This window comes from Piscinibacter defluvii, from assembly GCF_004011805.1.
In the GTDB taxonomy this organism is placed as follows: Bacteria; Pseudomonadota; Gammaproteobacteria; order Burkholderiales; family Burkholderiaceae_C; genus Piscinibacter; species Piscinibacter defluvii.
Genome location: NZ_RCHJ01000005.1, coordinates 36,317 through 56,924, shown reverse-complemented (window position 1 = coordinate 56,924; position 20,608 = coordinate 36,317). Strand labels below are relative to the sequence as shown.

The 20,608-nt window shown below is 70.7% G+C and carries 19 protein-coding genes; 4 read left to right on the top strand and 15 right to left on the bottom strand.

All coding sequences use genetic code 11. The annotated features are described in order from the left end of the window. The 6 genes from D9C15_RS15810 to D9C15_RS15785 form a co-directional block, all read right to left on the bottom strand. On the bottom strand, nucleotides 1–942 hold the full coding sequence (locus tag D9C15_RS15810) for a carbohydrate ABC transporter permease (protein WP_127998946.1): 942 nt from the start codon (nucleotides 940–942) through the stop codon (nucleotides 1–3). A gap of 68 nt (nucleotides 943–1,010) precedes the next feature. After that, on the bottom strand, nucleotides 1,011–2,252 hold the full coding sequence (locus tag D9C15_RS15805; RefSeq protein WP_127998943.1) for an ABC transporter substrate-binding protein: 1,242 nt from the start codon (nucleotides 2,250–2,252) through the stop codon (nucleotides 1,011–1,013). 57 nt (nucleotides 2,253–2,309) lie between these two features. Further along, on the bottom strand, nucleotides 2,310–4,280 hold the full coding sequence (locus tag D9C15_RS15800) for a beta-galactosidase (RefSeq protein ID WP_127998941.1): 1,971 nt from the start codon (nucleotides 4,278–4,280) through the stop codon (nucleotides 2,310–2,312). Between the two features lie 9 nt (nucleotides 4,281–4,289). Next, a complete protein-coding gene (locus D9C15_RS15795) occupies nucleotides 4,290–5,444 on the bottom strand; it encodes an ABC transporter ATP-binding protein (RefSeq protein WP_127998939.1) in 1,155 nt (384 codons plus the stop codon). A 28-nt stretch (nucleotides 5,445–5,472) separates the two neighbouring features. Beyond that, nucleotides 5,473–6,621, bottom strand: coding sequence for a galactonate dehydratase (dgoD, locus tag D9C15_RS15790; RefSeq protein WP_127998937.1), 1,149 nt, complete (start codon nucleotides 6,619–6,621; stop codon nucleotides 5,473–5,475). Continuing rightward, nucleotides 6,618–7,232 carry a 2-dehydro-3-deoxy-6-phosphogalactonate aldolase gene (locus D9C15_RS15785; RefSeq protein ID WP_127998935.1) on the bottom strand — a complete coding sequence of 205 codons (615 nt, stop codon included), beginning with the start codon at nucleotides 7,230–7,232 and terminating at the stop codon, nucleotides 6,618–6,620. The genes dgoD and D9C15_RS15785 overlap by 4 nt, the downstream gene beginning before the upstream one ends. Nucleotides 7,233–7,327: 95 nt before the next feature. On the opposite strand from D9C15_RS15785, the gene D9C15_RS15780 reads away from it, so the two are divergent. Next, nucleotides 7,328–8,293, top strand: coding sequence for a LysR substrate-binding domain-containing protein (locus tag D9C15_RS15780; protein ID WP_127998933.1), 966 nt, complete (start codon nucleotides 7,328–7,330; stop codon nucleotides 8,291–8,293). Here the strand turns inward: D9C15_RS15780 and D9C15_RS15775 are convergent. From D9C15_RS15775 to D9C15_RS15740, 8 genes are read right to left on the bottom strand one after another with little or no spacing between them, the layout of a single operon-like run. After that, nucleotides 8,283–9,038, bottom strand: a complete 756-nt coding sequence (locus D9C15_RS15775; protein ID WP_127998931.1) for a sugar phosphate isomerase/epimerase family protein — start codon at nucleotides 9,036–9,038, stop codon at nucleotides 8,283–8,285. The genes D9C15_RS15780 and D9C15_RS15775 overlap by 11 nt on opposite strands. A gap of 16 nt (nucleotides 9,039–9,054) precedes the next feature. Further along, entirely contained in the window at nucleotides 9,055–10,134 is a 1,080-nt protein-coding gene (locus D9C15_RS15770; RefSeq protein WP_127998929.1) for a Gfo/Idh/MocA family protein, read from the bottom strand. After that, nucleotides 10,131–11,171, bottom strand: a complete 1,041-nt coding sequence (locus D9C15_RS15765) for a LacI family DNA-binding transcriptional regulator (protein WP_127998927.1) — start codon at nucleotides 11,169–11,171, stop codon at nucleotides 10,131–10,133. The genes D9C15_RS15770 and D9C15_RS15765 overlap by 4 nt, the downstream gene beginning before the upstream one ends. A gap of 2 nt (nucleotides 11,172–11,173) precedes the next feature. Then, entirely contained in the window at nucleotides 11,174–12,256 is a 1,083-nt protein-coding gene (locus tag D9C15_RS15760; RefSeq protein WP_127998926.1) for an ABC transporter ATP-binding protein, read from the bottom strand. Nucleotides 12,257–12,261: 5 nt separating this feature from the next. Next, on the bottom strand, nucleotides 12,262–13,158 hold the full coding sequence (locus D9C15_RS15755; RefSeq protein ID WP_127998924.1) for a carbohydrate ABC transporter permease: 897 nt from the start codon (nucleotides 13,156–13,158) through the stop codon (nucleotides 12,262–12,264). Nucleotide 13,159: 1 nt separating this feature from the next. Further along, entirely contained in the window at nucleotides 13,160–14,056 is an 897-nt protein-coding gene (locus tag D9C15_RS15750) for a carbohydrate ABC transporter permease (protein ID WP_127998922.1), read from the bottom strand. A 59-nt stretch (nucleotides 14,057–14,115) separates the two neighbouring features. Then, nucleotides 14,116–15,336 (bottom strand): ABC transporter substrate-binding protein, encoded by a 1,221-nt coding sequence (locus D9C15_RS15745; protein WP_127998920.1) that lies wholly within the window; start codon nucleotides 15,334–15,336, stop codon nucleotides 14,116–14,118. A 41-nt stretch (nucleotides 15,337–15,377) separates the two neighbouring features. Continuing rightward, nucleotides 15,378–16,721, bottom strand: a complete 1,344-nt coding sequence (locus D9C15_RS15740; protein ID WP_127998918.1) for a GH1 family beta-glucosidase — start codon at nucleotides 16,719–16,721, stop codon at nucleotides 15,378–15,380. A 135-nt stretch (nucleotides 16,722–16,856) separates the two neighbouring features. Between D9C15_RS15740 and gmk the strand changes: the two genes are divergently transcribed. The 3 genes from gmk to D9C15_RS15725 all read left to right on the top strand — a co-directional run bounded on the left by gmk (nucleotide 16,857) and on the right by D9C15_RS15725 (nucleotide 20,047). Next, nucleotides 16,857–17,477: a guanylate kinase gene (gmk, locus tag D9C15_RS15735; protein WP_127999600.1), complete on the top strand. Its 621-nt coding sequence runs from the start codon at nucleotides 16,857–16,859 to the stop codon at nucleotides 17,475–17,477. Nucleotides 17,478–17,499: 22 nt separating this feature from the next. Then, nucleotides 17,500–17,703 (top strand): DNA-directed RNA polymerase subunit omega, encoded by a 204-nt coding sequence (gene rpoZ, locus D9C15_RS15730; RefSeq protein ID WP_112190943.1) that lies wholly within the window; start codon nucleotides 17,500–17,502, stop codon nucleotides 17,701–17,703. 67 nt (nucleotides 17,704–17,770) lie between these two features. Beyond that, nucleotides 17,771–20,047 (top strand): RelA/SpoT family protein, encoded by a 2,277-nt coding sequence (locus D9C15_RS15725; protein WP_127998916.1) that lies wholly within the window; start codon nucleotides 17,771–17,773, stop codon nucleotides 20,045–20,047. Here the strand turns inward: D9C15_RS15725 and greB are convergent. Then, on the bottom strand, nucleotides 20,037–20,594 hold the full coding sequence (greB, locus tag D9C15_RS15720; RefSeq protein ID WP_127998914.1) for a transcription elongation factor GreB: 558 nt from the start codon (nucleotides 20,592–20,594) through the stop codon (nucleotides 20,037–20,039). The two genes, D9C15_RS15725 and greB, sit on opposite strands and share 11 nt — an antisense overlap. Nucleotides 20,595–20,608: the final 14 nt, after the last annotated feature.

Sequence of the window (20,608 nt, the reverse complement as noted above, 5' to 3'; positions counted from 1 at the left end):
TCAGCTTTCCTTCTCTTGCCGCCAGATCCGCGCCAGCACGAAGCCGATGTAGACCAGCATGATGAGGAACAGCACCGTCGCGATGGCCGTGCCGTAGCCCATGCGGTAGCCGTACTCCGACAGCGCCTGCTCGTACATGTAGTAGGCCAGCACGCGCGAGGAGCCGTAGGGCCCGCCCTGGGTCATGATGGACACCATGTCGAAGCTGCGCAGCGAGCCGACCACGGTGACGACGACGGCGATGAAGGTCGCCGGGCGCAGCTGCGGCAGCACCACGTGCCACAGCATGCTCCAGCCCTTGGCACCCTCGAGCCGCGCGGCCTCGATCAGGTCGGGCCGCACGTTGTTCAGCCCGGTGAGGTAGAGGATCATGCAGTAGGCGATCTGCGGGTACAGGCCCGCGGCGACGATGCCGTAGGTGACCAGGTGCTCGTCGGACAGCACCGCCACCGGCGGGATGCCGAGCGCATGCAGCACATGGAAGAGCAGGCCGTTGGTCGGGTCGTAGAACCAGCTGAACACCAGGCCGATCACGACCTGCGAGATCACGAACGGGAAGAAGAACAGCGACTTGACGAGCCGGATGCCGAACACCGTCTGGTTCAAAAACAGCGCGAGGCCGAGCCCGGCGGGAATCGCGAGCAGGAAGCCGACCAGCCAGATGATGTTGTTGACCAGCGCGGTGCGGAAGTCCGGGTCCTTCGCCAGCTCGGCGTAGTTGGCCAGGCCGATCCAGGTCTGCGGGCCCATGCCGTCCCACTCGGTGAAGCTGATCGCGATGGACTGGAAGATCGGCGCGATCACGTAGACCAGGAACACCAGCAGCGCGGGCGCGAGGAACAGCCAGGGCGCGAGCTGGCGCTGGTGGCGCGCCCACCAGCTGCTGCCGCGTGGAGCGGCAGCCGGCGGCGTGGCGGCCAGGCGCGGGGCGGGGACGGACATCGGGCTCTCCTCCCGCGCAGGGCGGCCGCGGCGGCCGCTCTGCGCATGGGGTGGAACAGGAAGACGGCTTACTTGTAGGCGCGTTGGCGCACGTCCTCGAGGCGCTTGAGCATCTCGCCGCGCGTCTCGGGCTTGAGCATGTAGCGCTGGAAGCCGTCCATGCCCGCCTTGGCCATCTCGGCCACCGCGTCACGGTCGTAGAACTGCGCCAGCGCATGGGCCGTCGACAGCAGCGCGAAGCCGGACTTCAGGTACGGGTCGTTCGGCTGCGTCGCGTCCTTGTTGACCGGCAGCTGGCCGAGCGTCTCGTTCATCTTGCTCTGCACGTCCGCCTTGGCCATGTAGGCCAGGAAGCGCTTCGCGTCGGTCTTGTTCTTCGCCTTGCTCGGGATGTGCACCGTGTCGGTCGGTGCGTCCTCGGCGCGCGGCAGGCCCGGCGTGATGGTCGGGAAGGCCATGAAGCCGAGCTGGTCCTCCTTCAGGCCCGCCTCCTTCAGCGGCGCGACGATGAAGTTGCCCATCAGGTACATCGCCGCCTCGCCCTTGACGAACGCGGGCAGCGCCTCCTGCCACATGTAGCTCGGGTGGTTGGCGAGGAAGTAGCCCGGCTTGACCAGTTCGTCCCAGCGGTCGAACACCGCGGCCACGCGCTTGTCGGTGTAGGGCACCTTGCCGGCGGTGAGCTCCATGTGGAACTCGTAGCCGTTGACGCGCAGGTTCAGGTAGTCGAACCAGCCGCCGGTGGGCCAGGTCTGCTTGCTGCCGATCGCGAACGGGGTGATCTTGGCGGCCTTCAGCTTGGCGCAGGCGTCCAGCAGCTCCTTCCAGGTCTTCGGCTCGCTGATCCCCAGCTTGGCGAAGAGGTCCTTGCGGTAGTAGATGCCCCACTGGTAGTAGGTGTAGGGCACGCCCCACTTCTTGCCGTTGATCGTCATCGACGCGGCGGCGGACTTGAGCTGGTTGTCCAGGCCTTCCTTCTGCCAGACGTCGCTCACGTCCTCGAACAGCCCGGCATTGACGAACGGGGCCATGCGGTTGCCGGCGTACCAGGTGACGACGTCCGGCGGGTTGGCGGAGAGGAAGTTGCGGATCGAGGTCTTGAAGCCTTCGTGGTCGAAGGTGTTGACCTTGACCTTCACGTCCGGGTTGGCGGCCTCGAAGCCCTTGACCACGGCCTCGAAGGCGGCCTTCGGGGCCGGGTCGGACGCGTCGGTGTTGATGACGAGTTCGCCGGCGAAGGCGCCCGCGGCGGCCAGCGTGAGGGCGGCGGCCAGCGAGAAGCGGGTCAGGACAGGGGAACTGCGGCGCATGGTGTCTCCTTCTTGGGGTTTGCGCGGCGTCGGGGTCGACGCATCAGGGAACGGCTGTCATCCGGCCGGCGCGGTCTGCCAGACCGCGACGCCGTGGGGGGGAATCGTCGGGCCGCCGAGCAGCGCGCCGGCCGCACCCGTGGGCTGCCAGGTCTGCGGCTCGTCGGCCAGGTTGCAGGCGACGGTCAAGCTGCCCACGCGGCTGACGCGCAGCGCGTCGGGCAGGCGCTGCGTCGACAGGCCCGCATCGGCCGCGGCGCGCTCGAACACGGCGCGCCAGCCGTCCACGTCCGGGCAGCCGGCGAGGTAACGCGCACGGCCGTGGCGCAGCAGCGCCGGCTCGCCGTCGGCGTAGCAGGCCTCGGCGACCGCGCCGGCAGGCTCCACGCGCTCGCGCCAGCGCATCAGCGGCAGCGGCTGCGCCAGGCCTGCGGCGGGCTCGACGATGCCGGGCGGCAGCGATTCCACGCGGGTGACCTTCAGGCCGAGCAGCGCGGCCAGCGGACCGGGCGGCAAGGTGTCGGGGATCGACAGCTGCGCCGTCTTCGAGCCGCCGCGCGGGCCGACGACGATCTGCGCCGTGCCCGCCGCGAGCCGCGCGGCGAGCGCGTCGTCCGCGTGCAGCAAGGCGGGCAGCACGATCAGCGCGTGGCCGGCGAGGTCGGCATCGGGCGGCAGCACGTCCACGTCCAGCCCCAGGCCACGCAGCGCGCCGTAGGCGCGGAAGCATTCGTGGATCACGCTGTAGTCGGCGCCCTGCGGCTGGATCTGGCCGATCCAGTGCGAGGCGTAGTCGAACAGCAGCGCCACCGGCGCCTGCACGCGCAGGCCGCGCAGGTGCGTCTTCGTGGCGATCTGCTGCAGTTCCTGCGCCACCTGGGCGGCCTCGCGCCCACCCTGGTCGAGCGCGCGGTCGGGCCGGTTCAGGCCGGCATGCATCTGCTCCTGCGCGAACGGCGCCTGGCGCCAGCGGAAGTAGCTCACCACCTCGGCACCGTGGGCGAAGGCCTGCCAGGTCCACAGGCGCACCATGCCGTCGGCCGGCGCCGGGTTCCACGGCGCCCAGTTCACCGGGCCGGGCTGCTGCTCCATCACCCACCAGCGCCCGCCGTTCATGCCGCGGTACAGGTCGTGGTGGAAGGCCGGGATGTCCGGGTGGCCGGTGCGCAGCCAGCGGCGCTTCTCGTCGTCCGCGAGGCCCGCACGGTCCTGCGTGAAGCCGAGCGGGTAGCTGTCCCAGCTCGCGATGTCGAGGTCGCGTGCCACCGCGTGGTGGTCGAACTCGGTGAAGAAGCCCATGTAGTTGTGGGCGATCGGCCGGCCGGGCGACTGCGCGCGCAGGATCGCGACCTGCATCCGGTTGTAGGCGACGACCTCGTCGCTGCAGTAGCGCCGGTAGTCGAGCCGGTGCGCCGGGTTCGCCTCTGTGACGGTGCCCACCGGTGCATCCACCTCGTCGAAGTGCCGGTAGCGCTGGCTCCAGAACACCGTGCCCCAGGCGGCGTTGAGCGCCTCGACGCTGCCGTAGCGCTGCGCCAGCCAGCGGCGAAAGCCCAGGCGCGCAGCCGGCGAGTAGCTCAGCACCGTGTCGTGGCAGCCGTACTCGTTGTCGGTCTGCCAGGCGGCCACGGCGGGATGCTGGCCGTAACGCTGCGCCATCACCGTGACGATGCGCGCCGACAGTTCGCGGTACACCGGGCTCGCGAAGCAGTAGTGGCGGCGCGAGCCGAAGCCGCGCGGGCGGCCGTGTTCGTCGACGGCCAGGATCTCGGGGTGCGCGTCGACCAGCCATTTCGGCGGTGTCGCGGTCGGCGTGCCCAGCACGACCTTCAGGCCTTCGCCGTGCAGCGTCGCGATCGCGCGGTCGAGCCAGCCCCACTCGAGCCGGCCCGGCTCGGGCTCGATCTCGCTCCAGGCGAACTCGCCGATGCGCACCCAGGCGATGCCCAGTTCGCGCATGCGGCGCGCGTCCTCGGCCCACCCCTCGGCGGGCCATTGTTCGGGGTAGTAGCAGACGCCGAGTTGCATGGCGGGTGTTCAGGCGGCTTGCGGAACGGGCAGGTCGCTGTCCTGCACGCAGCGCGGCAAGGACAGGCCCTGGGCATCGAAGACATGCACGCAGCTGGCGGGCAGGCTCACCGCGACACGCTGCCCGGCCGCGGCATGCAGGTGCCCCGGCGCCTTCACCACCACCGGCTCGGTGGCCGACTCGCCGCGCAGGTACAGGTAGGTGACTTCGCCGAGCCGCTCCTGCCACTGCACCTCGCGTACCAGGGCCTGGCCGCCGGCGCCGACCTCGGCGTCCTCGGGGCGGATGCCGACCGTCACCGCCGCGCCGGCCGGCAGGGCCAGCGCATCGACGGCCGCCTCCACCGTCTCGCCACTGCGCAGCTGCAGGCGCGCCAGGCCGGTCTGGGCCACCACCAGCGTGGCCGGCAGGAAGTTCATCTTCGGGCTGCCGATGAAGCCGGCCACGAACAGGTTGCGCGGCCGGTGGTAGAGCTCCAGCGGCGCGCCGCATTGCGCCACGCTGCCCTCGCGCTGCACGGCCTCGCCGGCGTTCAGCAGCAGGATGCGATCCGCGAGCGTCATCGCCTCGACCTGGTCGTGCGTCACGTACACCGTCGAGGCGCGGCCGAAGTCGCGGTGGATCTTGGCGATCTCGAAGCGGGTCTGCACACGCAGCGCCGCGTCGAGGTTGGACAGCGGCTCGTCGAACAGGAACACCCCCGGTTCGCGCACGATCGCGCGGCCGATCGCGACGCGCTGGCGCTGCCCGCCGGAGAGCGCCTTCGGGTGCCGGTCGAGCAGGTGCTCGAGCTGCAGGATCTTCGCCGCGGCGCCGACCTTTTCGGCGATCACGCGCTTGTCCACCTTCGCCAGCGAGAGGCCGAAGCCCATGTTCTCGCGCACCGTCATGTGCGGAAAGAGCGCATAGCTCTGGAACACCATCGCCACGCCGCGCTGCGCGGAGGGCACGTCGTTCATCACCTCGCCGCCGATGGCGAGCGTGCCGGTGGAGATGTCCTCCAGCCCGGCGATCATGCGCAGCAGGGTCGACTTGCCGCAGCCCGAGGGCCCGACGAAGACGCAGAACTCGCCCTGCGCGATCTCGAGGTCGACGTTGCGGATCGTCGGTGCGGATGCGCCCGCGTAGGTCTTGCCGACGCCCTTCAGCGTGATGCCTGCCATGGTGTCTCCTGCCGTGTTGTGTCGTCGCTCACCATTCGGCCACGGAGCCGTCCTTGTGCCGCCACACCGGGTTGTGCCAGTCCGGCGCGTGGCGGCTCGCGTGCACGATGCGCTCCTCGTCGATCTCCACGCCCAGGCCCGGCCCGGGCAGCGCGTGGATGTAGCCCTCGACGATGCGGAAGTCGTCCTTGTTGTGCACGTAGTCGAGCAGCTCGGCCCCGCGGTTGTAGTGGATGCCCATGCTCTGCTCCTGCAGCACCGCGTTGTAGGCGGTGAAGTCCACCTGCAGGCAGGCGGCCAGCGCCACCGGCCCGAGCGGGCAGTGCGGCGCGAAGGCCACGTCGTGCGCCTCGGCCATCGCGGCGATCTTGTGGCACTCGGTGATGCCCCCGGCGTGCGAGAGATCGGGCTGCAGGATCGCGATGCCGCCCTCGGCCAGCACGCGCTTGAACTCGAAGCGCGAGAACATGCGCTCGCCCGCGGCCAGCGGGATCGAGGTGTGGGCCGCCAGGCGTGGGTACTGCTCGGCCTGCTCGGCCAGCACCGGCTCCTCGACGAACAGCGGCCGGAACGGCTCCAGTTCCTTGAGCAGCGGCTTGGCCATCGGCGCCGAGACGCGGCCGTGGAAGTCGAGCCCGAAGTCGATGCGCGTGCCCAGCGCCTCGCGCACGCCGGCGATCTTGGCCACCGCGGCGTCGATGGCGCGCGGCGAGTCGAGCAGCGCCAGCTCCTCGGTGCCGTTGAGCTTGAAGGTGTCGAAGCCGCCTTCCATCAGGCGCTGCATGTCCTCGACGATGTCGGCCGGTCGGTCGCCGCCGACCCAGCTGTAGACCTTCATGCGGTCGCGCACGCGGCCGCCGAGCAGCTCGTAGACCGGCACGCCGAGCGCCTTGCCCTTGATGTCCCACAGCGCCTGGTCGATGCCCGCGATGGCGCTCATCAGGATCGCGCCGCCGCGGTAGAAGTGGCTGCGGTACATGGTCTGCCACAGGTCGTTGATGCGCATCGGGTCCTGGCCGACCAGCGTGTCGGCGAACTCGTGCACGGCGGCCTCGACGGTGCGCGCGCGGCCCTCGATGACGGGCTCGCCCCAGCCGCTGATGCCCTCGTCGGTCTCGACCTTCAGGAACATCCAGCGCGGCGCGACGCGGTAGGTGCTGAGCTTAGTGATCTTCATGCGGTGGCCTGCCGGTAGGCGTCGACGAAGGCACGAGCCATCGCGGCGGTGCGCGCGACGTCCTGCCCGGGCTTGTAGAGGTCGCTGCCGAGCCCGGCGCCGAGGCAGCCGGCCTTCAGGTACTCGGCCAGGTTGGCCGGCGTGATGCCGCCGACCGCGAACAGCGGCACCGGCGGCAGCACCGCCTTGAGCGCCTTGACGTGGCCCGGCCCGTAGGTCGTGGCCGGAAAGAGCTTCAGTGCCCGCGCGCCGGCGTCGAGCGCGTCGAAGGCCTCGCTCGCGGTGGCGAAGCCAGCCGCGACGTGCAGACCGCGCGCCACCGCATGGGCGATCAGCGACGGCCGCGTGTTCGGCGTGACGACGAGCCGGCCGCCGGCCGCGGCGAGTGCATCGGCCTGCTCGTTGCGCAGCACCGTGCCGCCGCCGATCAGCGCGCGACTGCCGAGCACGTCGGCCACGCGGCGCACGCTCAGCGCCCAGTCGGGCGAGTTCAGCGGGATCTCGATCGCGTCGAAGCCGGCATCGACCAGCGCCTGCGCATGCGGCAGGGCCTCGTCGGGGCGGATGCCGCGCAGGATCGCGATCAGCGGGAGCGTGGTGGGCCAGGTCATGGGGGCGAAGCCTAGAGGTTGCGGGTATGCCGAACAAATGAATTGTTGGGCTCGAGGTATATTGATGGTGGATATCTCGCTCGGGGCTTTCCCGCATGAGCACGACCCCTGCCCGCCTTTCGCCCGCGCGCCTGACCACGCGCCAGTTCGTGCTGCTGGCGCAGCTCGACCGCGACCGCTCGGTGCTGCGCGCCGCCGACGCGGTGGGCATGAGCCAGCCGGCCGCCTCCAAGCTGCTGCGCGAGCTGGAGAAGACGCTCGGGGTGCCGCTGTTCGAGCGCCATGCGCGCGGCGTCGAGCCCACGCCCTACGGCGAGATCGTGATGCGGCATGCGCACTCGGTGCTGGCCGAGATTCGCCGCGCGCAGGAGGAGGTCGAGGCGCTCAAGCGCGGCGAGCGCCTGAAGGTCGCGATCGGCAGCGTGCTCAGCCCGGCGACCGACCTGCTGCCGATGGCCATCTCGATGCTCGAGCGCGAGCACCCGCGCATGCAGGTCAGCGTGGAGATCGACACCAGCCGGCCGCTGGTGGCCAGGCTGCTGCAGGGTCGGCTCGACCTCGTGATCGGCCGCGTGCTGGACGCCGAGCATGCCGACGTGCTGCGGGTCGAGCCGCTGGCCGAGGAGCCGCACCACCTGATCGCCCGCGCCGGCCACCCGCTGACGCAGCGCCGCCGGCTGCGCGTGGCCGATCTGGTGGACCACACCTGGGTGATGCCGGCGGCCGAGAGCATCCTGCGCGAGCGCGTCGAGGCGATGTTCCTGCAGCGCGGGCTGCGCCTGCCGGCACGCATCGTCGAGAGCGGCTCGCTGCCGCTGATCACCAACCTGCTGCGCCGCACCGACATGCTGGTGGCGCTGCCCGAGGAGGTGGTGCGGCCCTACTGCGAGGCCGGCATGCTGGCGGTGTTGCCGATCGATCTGCAGGTGCGCATGGACAGTTTCGGCCTGATCACGCGCCGCGGGCACCCGCCCTCGCGCGCCGCGGTGGCGGCGCTGCGCGCGCTCGACGAGGCGGCGCAGACCGTCTACCGCGCGCGGCCGGCGGCAGCTACGCGCTGAGCCGCTCGCGCAGGAAGGCGCGCCCGGCGCGCAGCAGCGCCACCGGGTCGGCCGGGCGGTCGTGCTCGAGGATGAACAGCCCGGCCCGCGCCGCGGCCAGCGGCAGCAGCTGGGCCCAGGGCAGCACGCCCTGCCCCGGCACGGCCCAGCCGTCCTCGTGGACCGCGCTGCCGTTGGGCGCGACGTCCTTCACGTGCACGGCCACCAGCCGGTCGGAATAGCGTTCGAGCCAGTGCGCCGCGTCGGCCCCGGCGCGGTGGATCCAGCCGAGATCCGCCTCCCAGCCGAGCTGGGCGGGCGCACTCGCATCCAGCACCCATTCGAGCGCGAGGCGGCCGTCGTGGCGCAGGAACTCGAACTCGTGGTTGTGGTAGGCCAGGCGCAGGCCCTCGCGCTGCAGCGTGTCGCCGAGCGCGGCCAGGCGGCGGCCGAGCGCCGTCCAGCCCGCGCCGCCGCTGGGACGCTCGCCCATCGGCAGCCAGGGCATCACGACCAGCGGGCAGCCGGTCAGCCGGCAGGCCTCGACGATGGTCGCGCGCTCGCCCTCGAGCAGCGCGAGCGACACATGCATCGACGCCACGCGCAGCCCGTGCACGGCCACGCGCGCGGCGAACTCGGCCGGCGCCAGGCCGTGCGTGGCCACGCTCTCGACGGCCTCGAAGCCGGCCTCCTTCACGAGGGCGAGCTGGGTGTCGAGATCGCCTGCCTCACGCAGGCTGTAGAGCTGGACGGCGGCGGTGGGCATGAGGTACTCCGGGAGTTCAGAACAGCCGCCCGGCCAGCGGCGCCGGGCGTTCGCAGGTGGTGGTGAGCGTGAGGGTCGCACCGCTGCGACCGGCCTCGACGGCGCCGTCGAGCACCTCCAGCACGTGCAGCGCGAGCGCCTCGCTGCAGCGGTGCGGGCGGCCCTCGCGCAGCGCCAGCGCCATGTCGATCAGGCCGATGCCGCGCGAGTTCTGGTGGTAGGGGCGGCCGCCGGGCGCGCGCTGCCAGTCGCCGCGCTGCACCGCATAGCGCACCGTCCCGCCGAAGGTGTTGGGGTCGTGGCCGATCAGCGTGCCCTCGTCGCCGTACAACTCGATCGGCGCATGGGTGTGCCGCCAGACGTCGAAGCTGGTGGTCAGGGCCACCTCGGCGCCGCCGGCGAAGCCGAGCAGCGTGACCAGGTGCGTGGGCACCTCGACCTCCAGCACCTGGCCGGCGTTCGGGCCGCTGCGGATCGGCCGGCGCGCATGCGTCACGTGCGCGCTGCCGCGCAGCGTGCGCACCGGGCCGAGCGCGTGCACGAGGTGGGTCACGTGGTAGACGCCGATGTCCAGCATCGGCCCCGCGCCGGCGCGGTAGAAGAAGGCCGGGTTGGGGTGCCAGTCGTCCGGCCCGTGCACCATGAAGTGGCCGCTGCCGTGGCGGATGGTGCCGACCGTGCCGGCATCGACCAGCGCCCGCAGCGCCTGCGCGCCGGCGCCGAGGAAGGTGTCGGGCGCGCAGCCGATGCGCAGGCCGCGCGCGCGCGCCGCCTCGACCAGCGCGCGCCCGTGGGCAAAGTTCGCGGCCAGCGGCTTCTCGGTGAACAGGTGCTTGCCGGCCTCCAGCACACGCAGGCCGACGGCGTGGTGCGCCAGCGGCGGCGTGAGGTTGAGGATCAGCTCGGCCTCGCCGGCGAGCAGCTCGTCGAGCGTGCGGGCCGGCACACCGGCCTCCTGGGCGCGGCGCTGCGCCAGCGCCGCATCCGCATCGGCCACGCCGACGATGCGCACGCGCGGGCAGCGCTGCAGGGTCTTCAGGTAGGCCGGGAAGATGTTGCCCGTGCCGACGATGCCGATGGCGACGGCCTGCTTCATGCGAAGGTCTCCAGAGCGAGCGCCGGGTGCGGCCCGGCGGCCAGTGATTCGCGCCACACGATCTCGGGCGGGAACTCGCGCTCGACCGGCAGGGCCAGCCCGTAGCACTGGTCGAGCAGGAAGCGGCAGGCGCTCTCGGCCGCCGCGCGGATGGGCACACGCACCGTGGTCAGCGCCGGCGCGGTGTAGGTGGCCAGCACGCTGTCGTCGTAGCCGAGCACCGAGACGTCCTGCGGCACGCGCAGGCCGGCGTGGGCCAGCACCGAGATCGCCGCCATCGCCATCAGGTCGTTGGCGCAGAACAGCGCGGTGCAGCGCAGCGCGCCGCGGCGCAGCAGTTCGGCGGCGGCGGCCTGGCCGCCGGGGAGGTTGAAGTCGCCTTCGACCTGGTGCGCCGGCGCCACGTGCACGCCATGCGCCGCCAGCTCGGCGTGGAAGCCGGCCATGCGCTCCTCGTTGTCCGGTGCGCTGTGCGGGCCGGCGACGCAGGCGATCTCGCGGTGCCCGCGCGCCAGCAGCGCCCGCGCCGCCAGGCGCCCGGCGAGGCGGTGGTCGGTGCCGAAGCAGTGCTCCGGCTGCGCGGGGCTGAGCCGGTTCAGGAGCACCAGGCGCGGCTGCTCATGCCACAGCGCGACGAAATCGTCCTCGACCAGCGCGTTGCTCATGACCAGCAGGCCGTCGCACTGCCGCTCCATCAGGAAGCGGATGCCGTCCAGCGCCTGCCGGCGCGCATCGCCGCCGCCGCAGCCGTTGGCGGCGACGAGGTGGCGGTCGGCCGCACGCAGCTCGGCGTCGACGCTCTGCAGCACCGGGCCGTAGAAATCGCCCGAGAAGGACGGCACGTACACGCCGATCATGTCGCTGGTGCGCCGGCTCAGCGCACGCGCCACCTTGGAGGGCGTGAACCCCAGCGCCGCGGCCGCCTCGCGCACCCGTGCCAGGGTCTGCGGCGCGACCGAACCGCGCCCCGAGATCGCACGCGAGGCGGTGGCCAGGCCGACCCCGGCGCGCCTGGCGACGTCTGCAAGCGTGGCCACGGCTAGAGGCGCATCTGGGTCTTCGCGTCGAACAGCGACAGGCCCTGCGGCCGCAGCGCGAAGCCCAGCTGCTCGCCCACCGCCGGGGCCTCGCCGGCGGTGCGCTCGAGTGCGATCGGGGTGCCGGAGGCGTCGAGCCAGATGACCTGGTTCGAGCCCATCGGCTCGACCAGCGTCACCCGCGCGCGGCCGGCGGCAGCGGCGTCGTCGCCCGAGAGCGCGACATGTTCCGGCCGCGCGCCCAGCACCACCGCGGCACCCTCGGCCGGCGGCGTGGCGAAGCGGTAGCTGCTCACGTCGGCGCGCAGCGCGGGCGCGACGAACCACAGCCGGTCAGCCTCGCGCTGCAAGCGGCCCTCGACGAAGTTCATGCTCGGCGCGCCCAGGAAACCCGCCACGAACATGTCCACCGGCTCGGCGTAGACGCGCTGCGGCGTGTCGATCTGGCGGATGCGCCCCCCCTGCATCACCGCGATGCGGCTGGCCAGGGTCATCGCCTCGACCTGGTCGTGCGTCACGTAGACCATGGTCGTGCCGAGCTGCAGGTGCAGCTGCTTCAGCTCGCGGCGCAGTTCCGCGCGCAGCTTGGCGTCGAGGTTGGACAGCGGTTCGTCGAACAGGTAGACCTGCGCGTCGCGCACCAGCGCGCGGCCGATCGCCACGCGCTGGCGCTGTCCGCCAGAGAGCTGCGAGGGCCGGCGCTTGAGCAGCTCGGTCAGGTGCAGCATCTGCGCCGCGCGCGCCACGCGCTTGTCGATCTCCTCGCGCGGCAGGCCGGCCACGCGCAGGCCGAAGGACATGTTGCGCTCGACGTTCATGGTCGGGTAGAGCGCGTAGCTCTGGAACACCATGCCGATGCCGCGGTCCTTCGGGTCGTCCCAGGTGACGTCGCGTTCGCCGATGCGGATGCGGCCGGTGCTGACCTCGTTGAAGCCGGCCAGCGTGTGCAGCAGGGTCGACTTGCCGCAGCCCGAGGGGCCGAGCAGCACCAGGAACTCGCCCTCGGCGACCGAGAGCGAGAGGTCCTTCAGCACCGTGACGTTGCCGAACACGATGTCCAGGGAGTCGATCTGTACGCCGGCCATGCAGTTCACCCTTTGACGGCGCCGGCGGCAATGCCGCGCACGAACCAGCGCCCGGAGAAGAAATACACCGCCAGCGGCACCAGCGAGGTGAGGATCGTGGCCGCCATGTCGATGTGGTAGCGGCGCTCGCCGAAGGTGGTGTTGACGAGGTTGTTCAGTTGCACGGTCATCGGGTGGTTGTCCTTGCCCGCGAAGATCAGGCCGAACAGGAAGTCGTTCCAGATGCCGGTCACCTGCAGGATGGTGGCGACGATCAGCATCGGCGTGGCCATCGGCAGCATCAGCTGGAAGAAGATGCGCCAGAAGCCACCGCCGTCGATGCGCGCGGCCTTGAACAGCTCCAGCGGCACGGCGACGTAGTAGTTGCGGAACAGCAGCGTCATCACCGGCATGCCGAACACGCAGTGCACCACCAGGATGGCCCAGTAGGTGTTGTAGAAGCCGCCGAGCCGGAACCAGGCCACCAGCGGGTAGATCATCACCTGGAAGGGCACGAAGGCGCCCAGCAGCATGATGGCGAACAGGATGTCGCCCCACTTCGAGCGCCAGAAGCTCAGCGCGTAGCCGTTCAGCGCGCCGAGGAAGACCGACAGCACCGTGGCCGGCACGGTGATGCGCACCGAGTTCCAGAAGCCGCCCTGGATGCCCTCGCAGGCCAGCGCGATGCAGGCCTGGGACCAGGCCTCGACCCAGTTGCCGAACTGCGGCGCGGCCGGCCAGGCGAACAGCGTCGCCTGGCGCACCTCCTCGGGCGTCTTCAGCGAGGTGATCACCATCACGTACAGCGGCAGCAGGAAAAACGCCGAGGTGGCCAGCAGGAAGGCGTAGATGCCCACGCGCGCCGGCGTGATCCAGGGGCGGCGCCGCCTCGGCGCGGGGGTGGGTTGCGTGACGGCCTGCATTTCAATGCCCCGCGGCCAGGCGCGCCTGGACCTTCGAACGCCAGTACAGCAGCGGCGCGAGCACCGCGAACACGGTGGACAGCATCACCACCGACGCGGCCGAGGCCAGCCCGATGTTGTTGCGCCCGAACAGGTGGTCGATGATGAACTTGGCCGGCACCTCGCTGGCATCGCCCGGGCCGCCGCTGGTCATCACCACCACCACGTCGAAGGTGCGCACCAGCGCCACCGCGAGCAGCACGAAGGCGGTGGCGTAGGCCGGGCCGAGCTGCGGCAGCACCACGCTCAGGTAGTAGCGCGGGCGCGAGACGCCATCGAGCCGCGCGGCCTTCCACTGCTCCTCGTCGACGCCGCGCAGCGCGGCCAGGATGATCGCCATCGTGGTGCCGCTGCCCTGCCAGATCATCGCCAGGCCGACGGCATAGAGCACCATGTCCGGCCGCACCGTCCAGTCGAGCGTGAAACCCTCCCAGCCCATCTGGCGGAAGGCGTTCTGCAGGCCGAGGCCGGGGTTGAACAGCCACTGCCACACCAGCCCGGTGACGACGAAGCTCATCGCGTAGGGGTAGAGGAAGATGGTGCGGAACCAGCTCTCGGCGCGCACCTGCTGGTCGATGAAGATCGCCATCAGCGTGCCCAGCACCAGCACGCCGAGGATGTAGACCACGGCCAGGATGCCGAGGTGGTTCAGCGAGACGATCCAGCGGTCGGTCTCGAACAGCCGCTCGTACTGCATCAGGCCGATCCAGTCGTCGCGCGGGAACAGGCGCGAGGACGACAGCGAGATGCGGATGCTCCACAGCACCGAACCCACGTAGGCCAGCAGCGCGGTGACGGCCAGCGGCAGCAGTGCCGCGTGCAGCGCCAGGTTCAGGCGCCGCCGCTTCGGACGAGCCATGTCGGACCCCTCGACGATGGAGAGCCCCGGGGCCACCGGCCCCGGGGGCGGTCAGGCACTCAGCGCTTGAGCGCCGCGGTCATCGCCTTGAGGGCGTCGTCCACCGACATGTCGGAGTTCCAGAACTTGCTGACCACGTCCTCGAACGCACCCTTGGCGTCGGGGCTGAGCAGCTCGTTGTCGCTCGCCAGCAGCCGGCCTTCCTTGATGGCCTGCACGCCGGCCTGGGCGCACACGTCCATCTTGCTGGTGTCGACGTCGGTGCGGATCGGGATCGAGCCCTTCTTGTTGTTGAAGGCGACCTGCATCTCCGGCGAGATCATCAGCTCGGCCAGCTTCTTCTGCGCCGCAGCGGCATCCGCCGCCTTCTGCTTCGGGAACACGAACACGTCGCCGCCGATCGCGTAGGGCATCTTCGGGCCGCCGGCCATGAAGCAGCCGTAGTCCTTGCCGGCCACCTTGCCGGCGTTGACGAACTCGCCCTTGGCCCAGTCGCCCATCATCTGGAAGCCGGCCTTGCCCTCGATCACCATCGCGGTGGCGAGGTTCCAGTCGCGCCCCGGCGAGCCGGGATCGACGTAGCCCTTGAGCTTCTTGAAGGTCTCCACGGCCTTGCGGAAGCCGGGGCCGGAGGTGTCCTTGTCCTTGAAGGTCTTGTTGTAGAGCTCCTGGCCACCGGTGGCCAGCAGCACGCCGCGGAAGGTGATGCCCTCCTGCCAGCCCTGGCCGCCCAGCGCGAGCGGGATGGCGCCGCTCGCCTTGACCTTGTCCATCGCGGCGAACATCTCGTCGAGGTTGGTCGGCTCCTTCGCGCCGGCCTTGGCGAGCACCGCCTTGTTGAACCAGACCCAGTTCTCGTTGTGGAGGTTCACCGGCACGGCGTAGTACTTGCCGTTCACCTTGACCGCATTCTTGATCTTCTCGGGCAGCAGCTTGTCCCAGTTGCCCTTGGCCGCCACGTCGTTCAGGTCGTTGAGCAGGCCTTCCTTGATGATCTCCTCGTACTGGCGGCCGTAGTTGTACTGGGCGGCGGTGGGCGGGTCGCCGCCCATCGTGCGATTGGCCATCACCGTGCGCGCCTGCGCGCCGCCGCCGCCGGCGATCGGCGTGTCGACCCAGGTGCCGCCGGCCTTGGTGTAGGCCGCGGCGAACTCCTTGATCGCGGCGGCTTCGCCGCCGGAGGTCCACCAGTGGATCACTTCGGCCTTCTGGGCCTGGGCCAGGCCGCTGAACACCAGGCCGGCGGCCAGCGCGATCGGCGCGAGGGTGCGGGAAGTCATCGTTGTCTCCTTCGTCGTGATGGCCTCGTGGGCCGTGGTTGTCAGCGGCGGCGAGCCGCGAGGAACGCCTTCAGCGCCAGGGCGCTGTTCTTCAGGGTGCGCTGCTGGGTCGCGTAGTCGACGTGCACGAGCCCGAAGCGGCGCTCGTAGCCGAAGGCCCATTCGAAGTTGTCCATCAGCGACCAGACGAAGTAGCCGCGAACGTCCACGCCGGCCTCGGCAGCGCGCGCGACGGCGGCGATGTGGCGCTCGAGGTAGCTGATGCGCTGCGCGTCGTCGACGTGGCCGTCGACCACCTTGTCGTCCGAAGCCATGCCGTTCTCGGTGATGTAGATCGGCGGCAGCGTCGCGTAGCGTGCCCTGAAGCCGCGCAGCAGGTCTTCCAGCCCCTGCGGGTAGACCTCCCAGCCCATCTGCGTGCGCTCGACGCCCGGCAGCGGCATGTCGACGAAGCCGCCGGCGCCGTTGCTGCGCAGGTTGCTGCGGAAGTAGTAGTTGATGCCGAGGAAGTCGATCGGCCGGGTGATCGCCGCCATGTCGCCGGCGAGCACCAGCGGCTCGCTGCCCGGCCACAGGCGCTGCAGTTCGGCCGGGTACTGGCCGAGGAACAGCGGGTCCAGCACCCAGGCGTTGTGCATCACCTCGTACAGCTGGGCCGCCTCGCGGTCGGCCTCGCGTGCGCCGTCGGTGGTGCCTCGGCCCACGTTGGCGACGATGCCGCGCCGCGCGGCGGGGTCGCCCGCCTGCAGCGCCGGCAGCGCCAGGCCGTGGCCGAGCAGCAGGTGGTGCATGGCCTGCATCGCATAACGCGGGTGGGCCAGCCCGGGCGCGTGGTGGCCGTTGCCGTGGCCGAGGAAGGCCGAGCACCAGGGCTCGTTGAGCGTCATCCAGGCATTCACCCGGCCGGCCAGCGCCCGGCTCACCCGGTCGGCGTAGTCGGCGAAGCGGTATGCGGTCTCGCGGTTCAGCCAGCCGCCCTTGTCCTGCAGGTGCTGCGGCAGGTCCCAGTGGTAGAGCGTGACGTAGCGCTGCACGCCGCGCTCGGCCAGGCGGTCGAGCAGGCGGCGGTAGAAGTCCAGCCCCTTCTCGTTGAGTGACCCGTCCTCGCGCAGCACACGCGGCCAGGCGATCGAGAGCCGGTAGGCATCCACGCCGAGCGAGGCGATCAGCTCGACATCGCTCTCCCAGCGCCGGTAGTGGTCGCAGCCCGGCTCGCCGGTGTCGCCGTTCAGCACCTTGCCCGGCGTGGCGCAGAAGCGGTCCCAGATCGAGGGCAGCCGGCCGTCGGCCTCGGTCGCGCCCTCGATCTGGAACGAGGCCGTGGCCACGCCCCAGGTGAAGTCGGTGCCGGCGAAGCGGGGCGGGATGGCGAGCGGGGCGGTCATGGGGCGTGAAATCCGTACGTTTGGAAGCGCTTCCAACGACCCGGATTGAACCAGCCCGCACGCCGCCCGGTTATCCGGACGAACCCGGGGGCGACCCGCTGCTAGACTGCCGCGGCGATGAGCACCGCCACCCCGATCGAGTACCCCGGCAACCTCTTCGTCGTCGCGGCGCCGAGCGGGGCCGGCAAGTCGAGCCTGGTCAAGGCGCTGCTCGAACTCGATTCGCACCTGATGGTGTCGGTTTCGCACACCACGCGCAAGCCGCGCGGCCAGGAGCAGGACGGGCGCGAGTACCACTTCATCAGCGAGCCCGAGTTCCGCGCCAAGATCGAGCACGGCGACTTCTTCGAGTGGGCCGAGGTGCATGGCAACCTGTACGGCACCTCGCGCGCCGCGATCGAGGACTGCATCGCGCACGGCCAGGACGTGGTGCTCGAGATCGACTGGCAGGGCGCGCTGCAGATCAAGAAGCTGTTCCGCCACGCGGTGCTGATCTTCATCCTGCCGCCGAGCTGGGACGAGCTGCGCCAGCGCCTGATGCGCCGCGGCGAGGACGGCCACGAGGTGATCGAGACCCGCATGGCCAACGCGCGGCTCGAGGTGGCGCAGGCCCGGCACTTCGACTTCGTTATAATCAACGCTCTTTTCGAGACGGCGCTGTTCGATCTCAAGACCGTCGTCCACTCGCAGCGGCTCAAGTACGCCGCCCAGCGCCGCAACAAGTCCCAGGTGTTTGCCGCGCTGAACCTCATCTGACATCTGTCCGCGAGAGCGTTCCATGGCCCGCATCACCGTCGAAGACTGCCTGCACAAGATCCCGAACCGCTTCCAGCTCGTGCTCGCGGCCACCTACCGCGCGCGCATGCTGAGCCAGGGCCACGCCCCGAAGATCGAGACCAAGAACAAGCCCGGCGTCACCGCGCTGCGCGAGATCGCCGCCGGCGAAGTCGGCGTCGAGATGCTGCGCAAGGTCCCCGTCTGAGCCTCCCGGCTTAGACCGCTTCCCCCCGCCCCTGCAGGCCCCCGGATCGGCCTGCTAAATTCGCGGCATGGGCGCCCGCTCCCCCGATGCGATCAGCGACCCGGCCGTCGTGCCGGGCCGGCGTGTCGCGCCGGCGCCCAAGCCCGGCGCCGCCGAAACCTCGGCGGCCTCCTTCGCGGCCCTGACCGCCAAGCTCGACTACCTCGACGCCGCCGAGATCAAGCGCGTGCGCGACGCGTACCGCTTCGCCGACGAGGCGCATCTGGGCCAGCGCCGCGCCAGCGGCGAGCCCTACATCACGCACCCGATCGCGGTGGCCGGCCTGTGCGCCGACTGGAAGCTCGACGTGCAGGCCATCATGGCCGCGCTGATGCACGACGCGATGGAGGACTGCGGCATCGCCAAGAGCGAGCTGATCGAGCGCTTCGGCGCGCCGACCGCCGACCTGGTCGACGGCCTGACGAAACTGGACAAGCTGCGCTTCTCGACGCGCGAGGAGTCGCAGGCCGAGTCGTTCCGCAAGATGCTGCTGGCGATGGCGCGCGACGTGCGCGTCATCCTGATCAAGCTCGCCGACCGGCTGCACAACATGCGCACGATGGAGGCGATGGTGCCCTCCAAGCGCGTGCGCATCGCCGGCGAGACGCTCGACATCTACGCACCGATCGCGCACCGCCTGGGCCTGAACCAGACCTACCGCGAGTTGCAGGAGCTCTCGTTCCAGCACCTGCGGCCGTGGCGCCACTCGGCGCTGTCCAAGGCCGTGCAGCGGGCGCGCGGCTACCGGCGCGACGTGGTCGAGCGCATCCAGCGCGACGTCGAGAAGGCCTTCGCCGGCGCCAAGCTGCCGGCCCAGGTGTACGGCCGCGAGAAGACGCTGTTCTCGATCTACAAGAAGATGCGCGAGAAGCACCTCAGCTTCGCGCAGGTGAACGACATCTTCGGCTTCCGCATCGTCGTGCAGACGCTGCCCGAGTGTTATCTCGCGCTGGGCGTGCTGCACCAGCTCTACAAGCCGCAGCCGGGCCGCTTCAAGGACTACATCGCGATCCCGAAGGCCAACGGCTACCAGTCGCTGCACACCACGCTGGTCAGCCCGCTGGGCACGGCGGTGGAGTTCCAGATCCGCACCGAGCAGATGCATGCGGTGGCCGAGAAGGGCATCGCGGCGCACTGGATGTACAAGTCCAAGGGCGCCGGCGGCAACCACGCCCAGGACGCGCAGCGCCTGGGCGCGATGTGGCTGCAGAGCCTGCTCGACATCCAGGACGAGACGCGCGACGCGAGCGAGTTCCTCGAGCACGTCAAGATCGACCTGTTCCCCGACGCGATCTACGTCTTCACGCCCAAGTCCAAGATCCTCGCGCTGCCCAAGGGCGCGACGCCGGTGGACTTCGCCTACGCGATCCACTCCGACGTCGGCGACCACTGCGTCGCCGCCAAGGTCAACGGCGAGCCGGTCGCGCTGCGCACCGAGCTGCACAGCGGCGACGTGGTCGAGATCGTCAGCGCGCCGAACGCGCGGCCGAATCCGGCCTGGCTGAACTTCGTGCGCACGGGCCGGGCGCGCTCCAAGATCCGCCACTACCTGAAGACGCTCGAGCAGGAGGAGTCGCAGGATCTGGGCGAGAAGATGCTCGCGCAGGCGATGCGCGCCGAAGGCCTGCAGCTGCCCGGCGAGGGCGAGGAGCATGCCGCGCTGTGGCAGCAGGTCACCCGCTGGAGCGGCAACCGGCACCGCAGCGAGCTGCTCACCGACATCGGCCTGGGGCGCAAGATCGCCAGCATCGTGGCCAAGCGCATCGCCCGCCTGATGGCCGACGAAGGCCAGCGCCCCGACGCCCTGACGCTGACCATGGGCCGCTACGCCAGCGACGACAACGCGCCGCTGCAGGGCATGGTGCTGATCGACGGCAGCGAGGGCGCCTCGGTGCAGCTGGCCGCGTGCTGCCGGCCGATCCCGGGCGACGCCATCGTCGGCTACCTCGGCCGCGGCGAGGGCCTGACCGTGCACACCGCCGAATGCAGCGTCGGCAAGCGGCTGTTCGAGCGCGACAGCGAGCGCTGGATGAGCGTGGAATGGGCCGAGCAGCCGAGCCGCCCGTTCGAGACCGCGGTGGCACTGCTGCTGCGCAACGGCAAGGGCGTGCTCGCCGAAGTGGCCTCCGCGGTGGCCTCGGCCGAGGCCGACATCACGCACATCGACATGGGCGACGAACGCGCCGCCACCACCAGCGAGCTGAAGCTGCTGCTGTCGGTGCGCGACCGGCTGCACCTGGCCGAGGTGATGCGCACGCTCAAGCGCACCGCGTCCGTCCTGCGCGTCGCCCGCGTCAAGCCGTAGGTTTCGGGTACTCGACCTCGAGCACCTCGATGCGCTCCAGCCCGCCCGGGGTCTGCAGCGTCACCTCGTCGCCCACGCGCGCCTTCAGCAGCGCGCGGGCGATCGGCGCGATCCAGCTCACCTCGCCCTTCTGGTTGTCAGCCTCGTCGATGCCCTTGATGGTGATGGTGCGCTCCTCGCCCTTCTGGTTGGCGTAGGTGACGGTCGCGCCGAAGAACACCTGGTCGTGCCCGTGGTGGGCCGAGGGGTCGACCACCTCGGCGATGTCCAGCCGCTTGGTCAGGAAGCGGATGCGCCGGTCGATCTCGCGCAGGCGCTTCTTGCCGTACAGGTAGTCGCCGTTCTCGGAACGGTCGCCGTTCTTGGCGGCCCAGGAGACCACCTCGACGACCTTGGGCCGCTCCTCGTCGAGCAGGCCCATCAGCTCGGCGCGCAGGCGCGCATAACCCTGCGGGGTGACGTAGTTCTTGCTGCCCTGCGGCAGTGCGGGCAACGCGAGGTCCTCGTCGTCCTCGCTGTCGGATTCCTTCGTGAAGGCCTTGCTCATGGCAGCGAAGATTC